General features: G+C 59.8%; 6 protein-coding genes and 4 rRNA genes. All 10 read left to right on the top strand.

Annotation, left to right across the window (positions count from 1 at the left end):
- Positions 1 to 26 precede the first annotated feature (26 nt).
- The 10 genes from NBW56_RS03230 (at position 27) to NBW56_RS03185 (ending at position 16,618) form a co-directional block, all read left to right on the top strand.
- Positions 27 to 1,274, top strand: a complete 1,248-nt coding sequence (locus NBW56_RS03230; RefSeq protein WP_126848360.1) for an argininosuccinate synthase — start codon at positions 27 to 29, stop codon at positions 1,272 to 1,274.
- A complete protein-coding gene (gene argH / locus NBW56_RS03225; RefSeq protein ID WP_284346100.1) occupies positions 1,274 to 2,740 on the top strand; it encodes an argininosuccinate lyase in 1,467 nt (488 codons plus the stop codon). The genes NBW56_RS03230 and argH overlap by 1 nt, the downstream gene beginning before the upstream one ends.
- 72 nt (positions 2,741 to 2,812) lie before the next feature.
- Positions 2,813 to 4,087 carry a tyrosine--tRNA ligase gene (tyrS, locus tag NBW56_RS03220; RefSeq protein WP_250257959.1) on the top strand — a complete coding sequence of 425 codons (1,275 nt, stop codon included), beginning with the start codon at positions 2,813 to 2,815 and terminating at the stop codon, positions 4,085 to 4,087.
- Positions 4,088 to 4,615: 528 nt separating this feature from the next.
- Positions 4,616 to 6,133: ribosomal RNA gene (locus tag NBW56_RS03215) — 16S ribosomal RNA — on the top strand.
- 379 nt (positions 6,134 to 6,512) lie between these two features.
- Positions 6,513 to 9,574 (top strand): 23S ribosomal RNA (locus NBW56_RS03210).
- Between the two features lie 116 nt (positions 9,575 to 9,690).
- Positions 9,691 to 9,807 (top strand): 5S ribosomal RNA (gene rrf / locus NBW56_RS03205).
- A gap of 89 nt (positions 9,808 to 9,896) precedes the next feature.
- Positions 9,897 to 10,013: ribosomal RNA gene (gene rrf, locus NBW56_RS03200) — 5S ribosomal RNA — on the top strand.
- The 16S, 23S and 5S rRNA genes sit together here, the layout of an rRNA operon.
- A 189-nt stretch (positions 10,014 to 10,202) precedes the next feature.
- Complete coding sequence (locus NBW56_RS03195) at positions 10,203 to 11,207, top strand: polyprenyl synthetase family protein (RefSeq protein ID WP_250257958.1); 1,005 nt, start codon at positions 10,203 to 10,205, stop codon at positions 11,205 to 11,207.
- Between the two features lie 154 nt (positions 11,208 to 11,361).
- A complete protein-coding gene (locus tag NBW56_RS03190; protein WP_250257957.1) occupies positions 11,362 to 12,339 on the top strand; it encodes a PP2C family protein-serine/threonine phosphatase in 978 nt (325 codons plus the stop codon).
- A gap of 121 nt (positions 12,340 to 12,460) precedes the next feature.
- Positions 12,461 to 16,618 (top strand): FtsK/SpoIIIE domain-containing protein, encoded by a 4,158-nt coding sequence (locus tag NBW56_RS03185; RefSeq protein WP_250257956.1) that lies wholly within the window; start codon positions 12,461 to 12,463, stop codon positions 16,616 to 16,618.
- Positions 16,619 to 16,742: the final 124 nt, after the last annotated feature.

Below are 16,742 nucleotides of genomic sequence, written 5' to 3'. Positions count from 1 at the left end.
ACGCCACTCAACCCTAGGAGAAGAAAATGACCGAACGTATCGTTCTCGCCTACTCGGGCGGCCTCGATACCTCCGTCGCTATTGGATGGATCCACGACGCCACGGGCGCCGACGTGATCGCGTGCGCGGTGGACGTTGGCCAGGGAGGGGAAGACCTCGAGGTGATTCGTCAGCGCGCCCTCGACTGCGGCGCGGTGGAAGCCTACGTTGCCGATGCGCGCGACGAGTTTGCGAGCGAGTACTGCATGCCAGCGCTCAAGGCGAATGCCCTGTACATGGATGCCTATCCGGTTGTTTCTGCCCTGTCGCGCCCCGTTATTGCCAAGCACCTCGTGAAAGCGGCGAAGAAGTACGGCGCGAGCGCGGTCGCTCACGGCTGCACGGGGAAAGGTAACGATCAGGTGCGCTTCGAGGTGTCGATTACATCGCTCGCCCCCGGCCTCCAGTGCATCGCCCCCGTCCGCGATCTTGCACTCACACGTGACAAGGCGATCGACTACGCGGAGAAGCACAACCTTCCGATTACCACCACGAAGCACAACCCGTTCTCGATCGATCAGAACGTGTGGGGCCGCGCCATTGAGACGGGTTTCCTCGAGGACATCTGGAATGAGCCCACGAAGGACGTCTACAACTACACCGACGATCCAGCGTTCCCACCCGTTGCTGACGAACTCGTGCTCACTTTTGATCACGGTATTCCCGTCGCGATCGATGGCCGAGCCGTGAGCCCGCTCGAGGCGATCCAAGAGATGAATCGACGCGCAGGAGCGCAGGGAATCGGTCGTATCGACATCGTCGAGGACCGACTCGTGGGCATCAAGTCCCGCGAAATCTACGAGGCGCCGGGCGCGATGGCCCTCATTGAAGCGCATCGCGAGCTCGAACGCGTCACGCTCGAGCGTGAACAGGGCCGTTTCAAACGCGAGGTGCAGGACCGCTGGACCGATCTTGTGTACGACGGCCAGTGGTTCAGCCCCCTCAAGCGCTCCCTCGAGGCTTTTATTGAGGAAACGCAGCGCTACGTGAGCGGCGATGTGCGCCTGCGCCTCCACGGCGGTCGCGCCACGGTGACGGGGCGACGCAGCGACGCGAGCCTCTATGACTTCAACCTCGCCACTTACGACGAGGGTGACACCTTCGATCAGTCGCATGCGAAGGGCTTCATCGAGATCTACGGTCTCGGGTCGAAGCAAGCGACTGCACGTGACGAGAAGTTCGGTCACGGCCCCTCGCTCGATCCCGATGCTTCGAACAAGGGTGGGAACGAGTGATGCGCGCGGGCGAGGAGCCTCAGAAGAGCGAGAAGAGCGAGCACGAGGACGTCGCGGTTGAGCGCGTCGCCCTGTGGGGCGGACGCTTTGCTTCGGGGCCAGCCGACGTCATGGCCGCACTCTCAAAATCCACTGACTTTGACTGGCGTCTCGCGCCTTACGACCTACGCGGTTCAAAGGCGCACGCGCGCGTCCTTGCCCGCGCGGGACTCTTGAGCGAACAGGAGCTGTGCGACATGCTCGCCGCGCTCGAGGAACTCGGTCGGCAGGTGGAGAGCGGGGAGTTTACACCGCACGTGAGCGACGAAGACGTGCATTCTGCGCTCGAGCGCGGCCTTCTCGAGATCGCCGGACCGGCCCTCGGCGGAAAACTCCGTGCGGGGCGTTCCCGCAACGATCAGGTTGCCACCCTCGGACGCATGTATATCCGCGACCACGCCCGCGTGATTGCCGCCCTCGCGCTCGATGTTGTCGACGCGCTCATCGAGCAAGCGTCGGACCATCCCGAAGCCCCCATGCCGGGCCGTACCCATCTCCAGCACGCCCAACCCGTGTTGCTCGCCCACCATTTGCTCGCCCACGCGTGGCCGCTTATGCGCGACGTGGAGCGGCTGCGTGACCTGGATGCGCGTGCGGCGATCTCGCCCTACGGCTCCGGCGCACTCGCCGGTTCCTCGCTCGGGCTCGACCCGGAAGCCGTTGCCGAGGAGCTCGGATTTGCGGGAGCGAGTGAGAACTCGATCGACGGTACGGCTTCGCGCGATGTCTACGCCGAATACTCCTGGTGCCTCACGATGCTCGGTGTGGATCTCTCACGGCTCTCCGAAGAGATCATCGTGTGGAACACGAAGGAGTTCGACTTCGTGACGCTTGATGACGCCTTCTCCACCGGATCTTCGATCATGCCGCAGAAGAAGAATCCCGACGTAGCGGAACTGACGCGAGGCAAGGCGGGGCGCTTCATCGGCGATCTCGCGGGCCTTCTCGCGACCCTCAAAGCCATGCCGCTCGCGTACAACCGCGACCTCCAAGAGGACAAAGAGCCGATGTTCGATCAAACCGATCAACTCGAGCTTCTCCTGCCCGCCTTTGCGGGCATGGTGCGTACGTTGACTTTTCACACCGAGCGTATGGCATACCTCGCCCCGCGCGGGTTCGCCCTTGCGACCGACATCGCCGAATGGCTCGTGCGCCAAGGCGTCCCTTTCCGGGAGGCGCACGAGATTTCGGGCGCATGCGTGCAACGTGCAGAGTCACGCGGCGAGGAACTGTGGGAATTGAGCGACGACGACCTCGCATCGGTGTCGCCGCACCTCACTCCTGAAGTGCGCGGGGTACTCACCACCCTCGGCTCGATCGATTCCCGTTCCTCGAAGGGGGGAACGGGCCGCACGAGCGTTGCGGCGCAACTCGAGAACGCAAAAGTGACGTCGGCCAGCCTAAGGGAGTTCGCCAAGGCGCTTTAGCGCGTGTGCGCTACTGTGGAATGGATGCGCGGCGCATTGTGGCCGCCCCGACGAAAGGAATGGAGACGCACGATGGTTAACATCGTTGACGAGCTTGAATGGCGTGGCCTGCTGGTGAACTCGACCGGTATCGAGGAAATCCGTACCGCAGCGCATGAAGGCCCGCTCAAGCTCTATTGCGGCTTCGATCCCACCGCCTCGTCGCTTCACGTCGGGCACCTGACCCAGATCCTCACGATGCGCCGATTCCAGCTCGCGGGCAACAAGCCGTTTGCTCTCGTGGGTGGCGCCACTGGTCTCGTGGGTGATCCTCGCATGTCCGGTGAGCGCAAGATGAACTCGGCCGACATCGTTGCAACGTGGGTTGAATCGCTTCGCGGCCAGATCGAACGCTTCCTCGACCCCGAGGGTGAATTCGGCGTGACGATGGTGAATAACTACGACTGGACGAAGGATCTCAATGTCCTGAGCTTCCTTCGCGACTACGGCTCGCAGTTCCGCATGGGCACGATGCTCTCGAAAGACATTGTCGCCAAGCGTCTCAATTCGGAAGAAGGGCTCAGCTACCTCGAGTTTTCCTACCAGATTCTCCAGGCGATGGACTTCCTCGAACTTTACCGGCGCTACGGCGTGACGCTTCAGTACGGCGGTAATGACCAGTGGGGCAATATCGTTGGTGGCGCGGATCTGATCCGCAAGGTCGAGGGTGTGCAGACCCATGCCCTCACGACCCCGCTCGTGACGAAGGCGGATGGTACGAAATTTGGCAAGAGTGAGGGCGGGGCCGTGTGGCTCGATCCCGAGCTTACGAGCCCGTACGCCTTCCACCAGTTCTGGCTCGGTGCTGACGATCGCGACGTACTCAAATACCTGCGGTTCTTTACGTTCCGCCCCGAGGAGGAACTCGCGGCGGTTGAATCGGCCGCGGCTGAGCGTCCGCACGAGCGTGCGGCGCAGAAACTTCTCGCCGACGATATGACCACGCTCGTGCATGGCGAGCAGGCCACTGCGCAAGCGAAGGCGGCGGCATCGGTTCTGTTTGGGCGGGGAGACGTGCGTGAGCTCGACGGCCCGACGGTTGCCGTGATTGCGGGAGAACTCCCGTGTGTAGAGCTTCCTGGCACGGCAAAACTGGTCGAGGCCTACACAGCCACGGAGCTCTTGACCTCAAACGGTGCTGTGCGCAGGGCTCTTAAAGAGGGCGGCCTTTCGGTCAACGGCGAGAAGATTGTCGGCGACGTTGAGGTCCTCGAAACAGAGCTCGGCGGCTACGACTCGCTTGCCGGCGGCTATCTGCTTCTTCGCCGCGGCAAGAAGAACGCCGCAATGGTGAGGATCGTGAGTTGAGCGCTCGGTAAACAGCAGCTGAACACAAGCAAAAGGCGCCCGTTGCCCCTCGTATAGGGGTGGCGGGCGCTTCACTTTGTGGCGGTGGGCACGCGTGAGGCTTCGGGGCTTGACCGGGGGTGAGACCTCGCGTAATGTTTTTGTTCGTTGGTTCGAGGAAACGAAGAAATTCGCTCTTGAATCGCGACCGCAAGTGGCCGTCGTGGAGATCGTGCGCGAACCCCGGGTGAGCATCCGGTGAAGAGTGGCGTGGAACACGGCAGGTTGGCTTGACCGGATCGGGAAGGGTTGCTAAACTAGTGACTCGCGCCGAGAGGTCAAGAAGAACTTCCGGTGAACATTAGCTCCTCGTGAGCCCCTGAAGTAGGGGTTCGTGAGGTGTGCGCATGTTGTTTGATATCTCAATAGTGTGTCTGTTTATTGATGCCAATTTTTTTTGGCAGGAACATTGAATTTCTTGTTCAATTTCTGGATGGTCAGCGTAATGTTGATTGTTTTGTTTCTGCTGGGTTTAGATTTTTCTGTTTTTTAATGGAGAGTTTGATCCTGGCTCAGGACGAACGCTGGCGGCGTGCTTAACACATGCAAGTCGAACGATGAAGCTGTGCTTGCACAGTGGATTAGTGGCGAACGGGTGAGTAACACGTGAGTAACCTGCCCTTCACTTTGGGATAACTCCGAGAAATCGGGGCTAATACCGGATATGACTGCTGGCCGCATGGTTGGTGGTGGAAAGTTTTTCGGTGAGGGATGGGCTCGCGGCCTATCAGTTTGTTGGTGAGGTAGTGGCTCACCAAGGCGATGACGGGTAGCCGGCCTGAGAGGGCGACCGGCCACACTGGGACTGAGACACGGCCCAGACTCCTACGGGAGGCAGCAGTGGGGAATATTGCACAATGGGCGAAAGCCTGATGCAGCGACGCCGCGTGGGGGATGACGGCCTTCGGGTTGTAAACCTCTTTCAGCAAGGAAGAAGCGAAAGTGACGGTACTTGCAGAAGAAGCGCCGGCTAACTACGTGCCAGCAGCCGCGGTAATACGTAGGGCGCAAGCGTTGTCCGGAATTATTGGGCGTAAAGAGCTTGTAGGTGGCTTGTCGCGTCTGCCGTGAAAACCCGAGGCTTAACCTTGGGCGTGCGGTGGGTACGGGCAGGCTAGAGTGCGGTAGGGGAGACTGGAATTCCTGGTGTAGCGGTGAAATGCGCAGATATCAGGAGGAACACCGATGGCGAAGGCAGGTCTCTGGGCCGTTACTGACACTGAGAAGCGAAAGCATGGGGAGCGAACAGGATTAGATACCCTGGTAGTCCATGCCGTAAACGTTGGGCACTAGGTGTGGGGAGCATTCCACGTTTTCCGCGCCGTAGCTAACGCATTAAGTGCCCCGCCTGGGGAGTACGGCCGCAAGGCTAAAACTCAAAGGAATTGACGGGGGCCCGCACAAGCGGCGGAGCATGCGGATTAATTCGATGCAACGCGAAGAACCTTACCAAGGCTTGACATGCACTGGATCGCTGCAGAGATGTGGTTTTCTTTGGACTGGTGCACAGGTGGTGCATGGTTGTCGTCAGCTCGTGTCGTGAGATGTTGGGTTAAGTCCCGCAACGAGCGCAACCCTCGTTCCATGTTGCCAGCACTTCGGGTGGGGACTCATGGGAGACTGCCGGGGTCAACTCGGAGGAAGGTGGGGACGACGTCAAATCATCATGCCCCTTATGTCTTGGGCTTCACGCGTGCTACAATGGTCGGTACAATGGGTTGCGATACTGTGAGGTGGAGCTAATCCCAAAAAGCCGGTCTCAGTTCGGATTGGGGTCTGCAACTCGACCCTATGAAGTCGGAGTCGCTAGTAATCGCAGATCAGCAATGCTGCGGTGAATACGTTCCCGGGCCTTGTACACACCGCCCGTCAAGTCACGAAAGTCGGTAACACCCGAAGCCGATGGCCCAAGCTTTTTGCGGGGAGTCGTCGAAGGTGGGATCGGTGATTGGGACTAAGTCGTAACAAGGTAGCCGTACCGGAAGGTGCGGCTGGATCACCTCCTTTCTAAGGAGTTTACTTTTGCCCTGCACCGCCATGTTTGTGGTGGTGTGCGTGTTCTGTGCCGAGTGTGTGCAGCGCGTATGGGCTGGGTGGAACATCAATAAAAGGCGTGTTGCTTTCGTGCTGGTGGCGAGTACGCCCTGCTTTCGTGTGGGGTTGGAAAGGTGCTGGTTTCGAGGTGGCGTGTTGTGGGCACACTATTGGGGTGTGAGACTGCATGTGCGGTCTTTTCCCCCCCTGGGGCTGCTGGCTTTGTGGTTGGTGGTTTTCGGGTGTGGGGGTGTTGTTTGTCAACTGCATAGTGGACGCGAGCATCTTGTAAGCAATTTTTTGTTACAGATAGTTCAATGATTTTTTGGTCTATGTGTTCATTTTCGAGTGTTTCTAAGTTACTTAGAGCATACGGTGGATGCCTGGGCACAAGGAGCCGATGAAGGACGTGGGAGTCTGCGATAAGCCTCGGGGAGGTGACAACCGACCTGTGATCCGGGGGTGTCCGAATGGGGAAACCCGCCGCGGCGTGAGTCGTGGTACCCGCCACTGAATGTATAGGTGGTGTGGGGGGAACGAGGGGAAGTGAAACATCTCAGTACCCTCAGGAAGAGAAAACAATAGTGATTGCGTGAGTAGTGGCGAGCGAAAGCGTAGGAGGCTAAACCATGCTGGTGTGAGACTCGGTAGGGGTTGCTGGTGTGGGGTTGTGGGGTGCATTTACATAACATCTACCGGTGTTGTGGCGTTGTGGTGTGTGGTAGGTGAAGCCTTGTGAGTGAGGCGCCATAGTGGGTGTGAGTCCCGTAGCTGAAACTGCATGGCCAGGCGTGGTGTTGCCCCGAGTAGGGCCGGGCTCGTGGAATCCGGTGTGAATCTGCCAGGACCACCTGGTAAGCCTAAATACTTCCTTGTGACCGATAGCGGACTAGTACCGTGAGGGAAAGGTGAAAAGTACCCCGGGAGGGGAGTGAAAGAGTACCTGAAACCGTGTGCTTACAATCCGTCGGAGCCTTGAGGGGTGACGGCGTGCCTATTGAAAAATGAGCCTGCGAGTTAGTGGTCGGTGGCGAGGTTAACCTGTGTGGGGTAGCCGTAGCGAAAGCGAGTCTGAATGGGGCGTTGAGTCGCCGGCTCTAGACCCGAAGCGAAGTGATCTATCCATGGGCAGTGTGAAGCGCGGGTAAGACCGTGTGGAGGCGCGAACCCACTTCAGTTGAAAATGGAGGGGATGACCTGTGGATAGGGGTGAAAGGCCAATCAAACTTCGTGATAGCTGGTTCTCCCCGAAATGCATTTAGGTGCAGCGTTGCGTGTTTCGTGCTGGAGGTAGAGCACTGGATAGGCGATGGGCCCCACCGGGTTACTGACCTTAGCCAAACTCCGAATGCCGGTACGTGAGAGCGTAGCAGTGAGACTGTGGGGGATAAGCTTCATGGTCGAGAGGGAAACAGCCCAGAACATCAGCTAAGGCCCCTAAGCGTGTGCTAAGTGGGAAAGGATGTGGAGTTGCTGAGACAACCAGGAGGTTGGCTTAGAAGCAGCCACCCTTGAAAGAGTGCGTAATAGCTCACTGGTCAAGTGATTCTGCGCCGATAATGTAGCGGGGCTCAAGTACACCGCCGAAGCTGTGTCACTCCATTTTTGTGGGGTGGGTAGGGGAGCGTCGTGTGGCCGGTGAAGCTGCGGGGGAACCCAGTGGTGGAGGCTATGCGAGTGAGAATGCAGGCATGAGTAGCGAAAGACGGGTGAGAAACCCGTCCTCCGAATGATCAAGGGTTCCGGGGCTAGGTTAATCCGCCCCGGGTTAGTCGGGACCTAAGGCGAGGCCGACAGGCGTAGTCGATGGATAACGGGTTGATATTCCCGTACCGATAGTGTGAGGACCCATACCGAGGCGTGTGATGCTAACCACCCGAGCTTCCCCTTCCTTCCCTTTGGGTTGGTTGGTGGTGGTGAGGCTGGGAACCGAGCGCGTATTAGGTCAGCGTGTGGGATGACGCAGTGAGGTAGCTTCCGCGGGGTAATGGTTGTCCCCGTTCAAGCGAGCAGCCCGAGTGCGAGTAATGTTGCGCTCTTTAGGGTGAGTCGTGATGAGGACCCTTTGTGGGGTAGGTGGGTGATCCTGGACTGCCGAGAAAAGTTCCGGCGTGACGAGCACTATTGCCCGTACCCTAAACCGACTCAGGTGATCAGGTAGAGAATACTAAGGAGTTCGAGAGAATCGTGGTTAAGGAACTCGGCAAAATGCCCCCGTAACTTCGGGAGAAGGGGGGCCTGAGGTGTGAGAGCACTGATGGCCGCAGAGACCAGGGAGAAGCGACTGTTTACTAAAAACACAGGTCCGTGCGAAGACGTAAGTCGCTGTATACGGACTGACGCCTGCCCGGTGCTGGAAGGTTAAGAGGACTGGTTAGCCCCTTGTGGGCGAAGCTGAGAATTTAAGCCCCAGTAAACGGCGGTGGTAACTATAACCATCCTAAGGTAGCGAAATTCCTTGTCGGGTAAGTTCCGACCTGCACGAATGGCGTAACGACTTCTCCACTGTCTCAACCGCGAACTCGGCGAAATTGCATTACGAGTAAAGATGCTCGTTACGCGCAGCAGGACGGAAAGACCCCGGGACCTTTACTATAGTTTGGTATTGGTGTTCGGAACGGCTTGTGTAGGATAGGTGGGAGACTGAGAAGCTGGCACGCTAGTGTTGGTGGAGTCGTTGTTGAAATACCACTCTGGTCGTTTTGGATTCCTCACTTCGAGCCATGATCTGGTTCAGGGACAGTGCCTGATGGGTAGTTTAACTGGGGCGGTTGCCTCCTAAAGAGTAACGGAGGCGCTCAAAGGTTCCCTCAGCCTGGTTGGCAATCAGGTGTTGAGTGTAAGTGCACAAGGGAGCTTGACTGCGAGACAGACATGTCGGGCAGGAGCGAAAGCTGGAACTAGTGACCCGGCACCTCATTGTGGAATGGGTGTCGCTCAACGGATAAAAGGTACCCCGGGGATAACAGGCTGATCTTGCCCAAGAGCTCATATCGACGGCATGGTTTGGCACCTCGATGTCGGCTCGTCGCATCCTGGGGCTGGAGTTGGTCCCAAGGGTTAGGCTGTTCGCCTATTAAAGCGGTACGCGAGCTGGGTTTAGAACGTCGTGAGACAGTTCGGTCCCTATCCGCTGCGCGCGTTGGATATTTGAGAAGGCCTGTCCCTAGTACGAGAGGACCGGGATGGACTAACCTCTGGTGTGCCAGTTGTTCTGCCAAGGGCATGGCTGGTTGGCTACGTTGGGAAGGGATAACCGCTGAAAGCATCTAAGCGGGAAGCCTGCTTCGAGATGAGATATCCGTACATTTTTGTGTGGGAGGTCCCCTGTAGATGACGGGGTTGATAGGCCAGATGTGGAAGCGTAGTAATGCGTTCAGCTGACTGGTACTAATTGGCCGATGACTTATCTAGCACTCTTCATGGTTGCTTTGTTTGTGTGTTCGCGTTCACTGTGTGGTTGACATTCCACACCCCCGTTGTTTCCTGGCCCCTGTTTGTTTCGGGTTTGGGGGGGGTTGGTTGGTTGTTTCGGTGGTCATTGCGTTGGGGAAACGCCCGGTTCCATTCCGAACCCGGAAGCTAAGCTCAACTGCGCCGATGGTACTGCACTCGGGAGGGTGTGGGAGAGTAGGACACCGCCGAACTATTCTTCTCGATCGCTCGCGCAAAGATGCGCTGAGCTGATCGCAAAATTTCATAGTGGTGCTGCTTTTCGCAGCCTCGCCGAAAGTTTTTCGGCGGTCATAGCGTTGGGGAAACGCCCGGTTCCATTCCGAACCCGGAAGCTAAGCCTAACTGCGCCGATGGTACTGCACTCGGGAGGGTGTGGGAGAGTAGGACGCCGCCGAAATTATTCCTCGAAAACCCCGGTCACCCGACCGGGGTTTTCTTTTTGCCCGGAAACCGTCGGAGGTCCCGTGACCCTCCCCATGGAAGACCATTTCAAGCACGTGCTGCGCTGCGCCCAGCCGTAAATGCCGATAGAGTTAACGTCTGTAGTTCGTTCGCAGGGAACGGGCCCGTCAGGTAAAGGACAGTGATGGCGAGCTTCACGATGGAGGACATCGACCCTTCCCTCGCGGAATCTATCCAGAGCGGCCTCGAGGCTGTTGAGGAAAGACTTCACTCCGCTGTTGCGTCGTCTGACCCGATGATGCGATCAACGGCGCCGTACCTCCTTGACGCTGGTGGTAAGCGCGTGCGTCCCGTACTCGTGATGCTCGCCGCCGCTTTTGGGGACATCTCCGAGCCACAACTCGTTGACGCGGGAGCTCTCGTAGAACTCACTCATCTCGCGACTCTCTATCACGATGATGTCATGGATGCGGCAGAGACCCGTCGGGGTACCACCGCTGCGCATCGTGTGTGGGGCAACCACATTGCGATCCTGACGGGGGATTTTCTTCTTGCCCGCGCGAGCGCTATGAGCGCGAATCTCGGCTCTGAGATCGTGGGGATCCACGCCCACACGTTTGAGCGACTATGCCTAGGCCAGCTCAATGAAACCGTCGGCCCCGGCGAAAGCGATGATCCCTTCGCCCATTACATTGACGTGCTTTCCAATAAAACCGGCTCACTGATTGCAACCGCAGGTGTGCTCGGTGCCAAGATCGCGAAAGCGCCCGAGAGCGTCGTCTCCGTTATGCGGGAGTACGGCGAAGCCGTGGGCGTGGCATTCCAACTCGCCGACGACGTGATCGACATTCGTGCAACTGCGGAAGAATCGGGAAAAACCCCCGGGACTGACCTGCGCGAAGGGGTTCCCACCATGCCGAGTTTGCTGCTTCGTGCGCACGTGGCGGAGCATCCCGATGACGCGGCTTCAGCGAATTTGCTCGCCGCACTCGACGCTGACCTCTCGAGTGATGAAAAGCTTGCCGAAGTTGTTGAAGCGCTTTCGGCCCATCCCGTTGTCGACGAAACTGAAAAGCTCGCAGCAAGCTACGGCGATCGTGCCCTTGCCCTCGTGGACTCGCTGCCCGCGGGCCCCGCGCGCGATGCACTTACGGCCTTTACGGTATCGCTCGTGCGACGTCGCGCCTAAGGAGCGTGCGCTCCTGCGACGTTCAGCGCTTCTCGCTATGCTTAAGCGTGCGCCGTACACGGCGTGCGCATGCCGCGCGGTGCCCTTTTTATAGCGGATCGCAGCTCAATGTGCATAGGCCCTCCGGCCCGAATGCGTGCTCGACTAAGGTGAAGTGAACGAACTCGTGAATGCAGACCTCTCATTGCGGGCCGAACGGCACGCTGAAGACTTCGGTATCGCCTCGACCGGGGCGACTGACGTCGGTCTTGTACGGTCGGTCAACGAAGATTCTTTTATCGCGTTTGACCCGATCTTCCTCGTGGCTGATGGCATGGGTGGCCACAATGCTGGGGAGGTTGCGAGCGGCATCGTTGCCGATGAGTTTGCAGCTCTTGCGGGCGGCGATTACATCGAACTTGAGGACGTCGCAGATGCGATGGTTCGCTCATATGAGCGAATTGCGAGCCTCGATGACGATTCCGGACGCAGCGCCGGCACGACAGTGGCGATGGTGGCTCTGACGCTTCATGAATCCGAGCCCCATTGGCTCGTCATGAACCTTGGCGATTCTCGCGTCTACATGCTTCGAGACGGCGAATTTTCCCAGGTCAGTGTGGATCACTCGGTAGTCCAAGAACTTGTGGATCGCGGTGAGATCACGCTCGACCAGGCACGGGTCCACCCCTACCGCAACATGATTACGCGTGCACTTGGTGCCGGTCCGGACACGCGCCCCGATTTCTGGCTTATACCGGTGCGTCTTGGCGATCGCTTCCTTGTCTGTAGCGACGGCGTGACGGGGGAAGTCAGCGATGGCGAGCTGCATTCCATGCTCGAAGAGTCCTCGGCGGCGGACCTTGTTGCGCAACGCATCGTAGATACGGCAGTCGCCCATGGTGGGCGCGATAACGCGACGGCCGTTGTGGTGAGCGCCGTTGAACCGAGTGCATCGGGCGCCTATGGCGAGCATATTTTTACGACCGTCGATCGTCTCGAGTTGCCCGTCATCGCCGATGAGCACGCGCTCGACGAAAGCGAAGAGGGCGCACCTGAACACGGGCAGGCCGTCGAAGGTCAGGATGCGCTTCGTGAAGGCGAAGCCGCCGTCGGAACCTCCGAGAGCGAAAGGGAGGAGCCTGAAGGCCGCTGAAGCGCCCCGCTTCTCGCTCCACACGACCCCGCTTTCCACAAACGTGGAGAGCGGGGTTTCTCGTTTCCCGGCGCCACGCCATCCTTGAGGCTGCAGCGGCGATCGAGGGGAAGGTGGCGTCGTGACGCTTCTCGTGGAGGTAATCCCTCCTTGCCAAAACCCCGTAGTACTCGAGGTTTCCGCGGATTCGACTGTGCGCACGGGGGAGTTCGTCGAGAGATTGCGGCACCATTTCGGCCTCGACGGTGAAGGGTACGCGCTGAGAGTGGGGCAGCGGAGCCAACAGGGATTTCCCGGCGCACTGCTCGCCAATGAGCAACTTCTGCACGTTTCTGGGTTGATGTCAGGCATGAGCCTTGAGCTCGTGCAGGCATCCGTGGAGGTTGAGCGCCCAGGCGAACGAATTCTCTCCTCGTGGGAGCTCGTATTGGAGCGCAATGGAGTTCAGCGTGTCGTTCCGCTCGAGAAGGGGCTCGCGTCGATCGGGTCGTCAACAACGTGCAGAGTCACGCTCGAGCACGGCGATGTTGCGAGCACCCACGCCTACCTCGAAACGTGCGCCGAGGTGAAGATTCACGCTGCTCAAGGTGCGATCCTGAAAAACGCCGAAGGCGGGCAGGTGAGAGGCGCTCACCTCAAGCCCGATTCGTGCGTGTACGTGGGGCAATGGAAAGTAGGGGTTCGGCATCGCGCCGGCGCCGACGTCGTTGTCAACGATTCGCCCGCGCGCGCCTACCTTCCTCCCGCGCGCATTGAGCTGGCGGAGCCCGCACGGGAGATCGCTCTGCCGCGAGTGCCGCGGCCAGCGACGGCACCACCTTTTCCAACGGTGAGCCTTCTCGTGCCGCTCATGATCGCCGGAGTGATGTACACGCTCACACGGAGCAGTTTCGTCATCATGCTCGCAGTCGTCATGCCGGCAATGGCACTCGCACACTATTGGTCGCAATGCGCACGGGTGCGCAAGGAAAGTTCGCGGGCACTGCGGGAGTTTGAGGAAGCGGTTGACGAGGCGAAAGCCGAGGTGCACGGGGCACACGAGGGCGAGAAGGCGCGCCTAGGCGCGATGCTCCCTGCCGCTTGCGTTATTGCCGAATGGGATTCGCCCAAACGTGGCGATCTGTGGGCGCTACGAGAAGAACACAGCGATTTCTTGACGCTCCGACTCGGTACGGGCCGAGTCGAGAGCGCGGTGCAGCTCAAAGGAGAGACCCTGGCCGAAGGCCCACGCGAACAGCGAGGGGAGCTCGAGATGCTCCGCGAGTCAGCCCGCACGTTCGAAGGGCCCGTGACTGTCTCTCTTCGACAGGCACGCGGCCTGGGCATCACCGGTGCGGGACGCATGGGATGCGCGGTCGGTCTTGGAGTACAGCTTGGTGGGCGGCATTCACCTTCCGACGTTCGCCTCGCCCTCGTGTGCTCTTCGGCCGCGTGTGAAAACGCGCGGGGTCTCGCGTGGCTTCCCCATGCACGAAGTTCCGATGGAGGGAAGGTGCAGATTCTCGAGAGCGACGAGGCCGTCACCGCTTGGGCTGCTCGTCACATGCCTGATCTCAGCAGCGATACCGAAGGAGGCAGTTCGCATGTCGTGATCCTCGCGCTTGACCCGACCCCCGCTCAGCTCACCCCACTCACGGTCCTCGTGGAAGCGTGGGAGGCACGTGCAGAACGAGGGCCACGCCTTATCGTGACAGCAGCGGATAGCGCGCACCTTCCCGGTGTATGCAGCGCACTCCTCGAGGTTGAGGGGAACGACGGAGTCTTCTGGCAACGAGGCGAGGTGGCGCCCATCGCGCTCAACGCATGCGAAGGCATCAGTAACGAAGCCGCACACGTATGGGCACGAAGACTCGCCTCCTTGATGGATGCGCGAAGCCGAGAACACGCGAACGAGACCATTCCCGCGACCGTATCGCTTCTCGATGTGAACGGCGTGGAGCGGCATGAACTTCGAACGAGTCTCTCTCGCGCCTGGCGCACGAATGACCGCGCCGAGGCCCGCACGCTTGATGCTCTTGTAGGGTACGGCGAGACCGGGCCACTCACGATCCCGCTTCGCGCATGGGGGCCGCACGCTCTCGTTGCGGGAACAACGGGATCGGGAAAGTCGGAGTTTCTCCAATCGTGGATTCTCAGCCTTGCACTTCGGTATTCACCGCGTCGTCTCACATTCCTTTTCGTGGACTATAAAGGCGGCGCAGGGCTCGGCGAGTGCGCGCTTTTGCCCCATTGCACTGGGCTCGTGACTGACCTTGGGCCCGATCTCGTGACGCGTGCCCTCGTCTCCCTCAAAGCGGAACTACGCTATCGAGAGGAACTCTTGGCGCGATGCGGCGCGAAAGACAGCGACGACTATGCGGAGCGTGGTGGTGATGATCTGCCCGCTTTCGTCATAGTCGTTGACGAGTTCGCGGCCCTTCGAGATCACTGCCCCGAGTTTCTCGAAGGACTCATTGATGTGGCACAGCGAGGGCGCTCGCTTGGCATCCACCTGATTCTTGCGACACAGAGACCCGCGGGGATCGTGAGCGAGCGCCTTCGCGCGAATGTCAGCCTTCGCATCGCGCTTCGCTTGAGCGATACCGCCGATTCGCTTGATGTCATCGGATCCAAGGCAGCAGCTCAAATTTCACTCGAAACCCCCGGTCGAGCCGTTGTGAGTGCCGTGGGAGCAGGCCTCCAGCACGAGGCGCAAATGGCATACGCGGGTGCTCGTGGAGAGGACGATCGTTCTATGAGGTTAGGTGTATCCCTCGCGCATGCCATGAACGATGAGGAAGCGACTAAGGTGTTCAATACGCAACTGCGGCTCACGAGCGGTGAGGCTTCCCGCGGAAAGGATCGGGGCCCCACCGATGCAAGCCTTGTGGTGAAAGAAGCGATTGACGCCTGGGCTCGAAGTGGAGAAACCGTTCGCGCGCCATGGCTCCCACCGCTCGCGGAAAGCTACGAGGGGGAGAAGCTCGTTCAGGACTGGGGATTGCCGGCGCCTTTTGCGCTCGTGGACGATCCATCGCGCCAACGACGCACCGTCGCGAGACTAGGTCCACCGGGATCGGTTTACGGAGTTTACGGCGCCTCCGGCACTGGGCGCAGCACGAGCATCGTGAACATCGTGCGAGCGACCCGTACTGCACAGGAGAGGCCGCGCCTCTTCATTCTCGACTCAGTGAGCAAAGGACTTCGGGGACTGGTCGACGAAACCCAGGCAGTCGCGTATGTGTCGGGAGACGACACCGCCTCCGTGTTGAGAATGCTCCGGCACCTGACGAATACGAAGGGCGAGGTGGGACCGTCGATTCTCGCCATTGACTCGTGTGCTGACCTCTGCCACGAAGCCCACCCGAGCGATCGAGAAGACATCCTCTCGCTTCTCGGTGCCCTTGCGCGAACGGCCCGTGCCCGCAGGCTCACGCTCATCATTGGCGCTTCAGGACCGAGCGAATTGCCGCGGAGCCTCGAGACCGCGTGCACCGAACGAATCGTGCATCGTCTTTCGCGTGCGGAAGACTACGCGATGTGCGGCACGACTGTGAGGCTTTCCGAGTCAGCGCCCGTGGGGCGGGTGAGTATCGGAGGCCGTGAAGCACAGATAGCGCTCTTCGAGGAGCCTTCCGTGCGCGGGGATAATCGCCGTCGCGCATGCCTCGAGGCTTTCGTGCTCGCAAGGCGCACACTTGGCACCCGCGAGGCAGCCGCGCTCGTGCGGGATTCGACACGCGGTCTCGTGGGCTTCTCTCACGCCGATGGCGAGCCCGTCTCGCTGCCACTCAAGGGCGGGGGGCTCATCGTGGGAGGTGAGGGGAGCGATCGCCTTGCACTTCTCGAATCTCTGGCCGCTCTTGCTCGGGATCGTGAGATTCTTCGTGTGCCCCAAAGCACCTCCGGTAATGGGGTAGAGGCGTCCCGCATTCTCGAGCGAGCGAGTGCGTTGGGGCCGAAGGCCTTTGTCGTCCTTGACAACGTCGCGGACCTCGAGTCGGACTCCGATGCGGCAGAGATCGGTGTCGCCGCACGGGCTGCACTTGCAGCAGGGGCATGTGTCTTTGGTGGGCTCGAGTGCGGTTCGTTCTCGAGGCTTGGTGCGCTCGGGCCGATCCTCGCGCACGCGGGGTGCGGTATCGTTCTCGGTTCTCGAGAGGCGGAGGTGTTCACGGTTTTTGGCCGCACTCCGCCGCGAACGAGATGGGCGAATGCCCCCGATGTCGCGTGGCTCGTTGAGGGCGCTGACTGTCGACTCATCGTTCCCGCATATGTACGCGAGTACTGCCATGGATAACTGTCAAAGCGCCCTGCCTCGCGCGAAAAGGATGAGGCGTGGCCGTGCCGCCGTGACGCGGTACCGATGCTGTCACCTTTGGCGCTCAAAGAGCGCATTCACCACTTTTCCACCCCACCGGAAG

The sequence above is a fragment of the Dermabacter sp. Marseille-Q3180 genome, from assembly GCF_940792985.1.
Classification (GTDB): domain Bacteria; phylum Actinomycetota; class Actinomycetes; order Actinomycetales; family Dermabacteraceae; genus Dermabacter; species Dermabacter vaginalis.
This window is presented reverse-complemented; position numbering and strand designations above follow the sequence as displayed.

What these genes read in the sequence shown, in the direction of transcription:
- tyrS (WP_250257959.1), top strand. Translation starts at nt 2,813, where the DNA reads ATGGTTAACATCGTTGACGAGCTTGAATGGCGTGGCCTGCTGGTGAAC.
- NBW56_RS03195 (WP_250257958.1), top strand. Translation starts at nt 10,203, where the DNA reads ATGGCGAGCTTCACGATGGAGGACATCGACCCTTCCCTCGCGGAATCT.
- NBW56_RS03230 (WP_126848360.1), top strand. Translation starts at nt 27, where the DNA reads ATGACCGAACGTATCGTTCTCGCCTACTCGGGCGGCCTCGATACCTCC.
- argH (WP_284346100.1), top strand. Translation starts at nt 1,274, where the DNA reads ATGCGCGCGGGCGAGGAGCCTCAGAAGAGCGAGAAGAGCGAGCACGAG.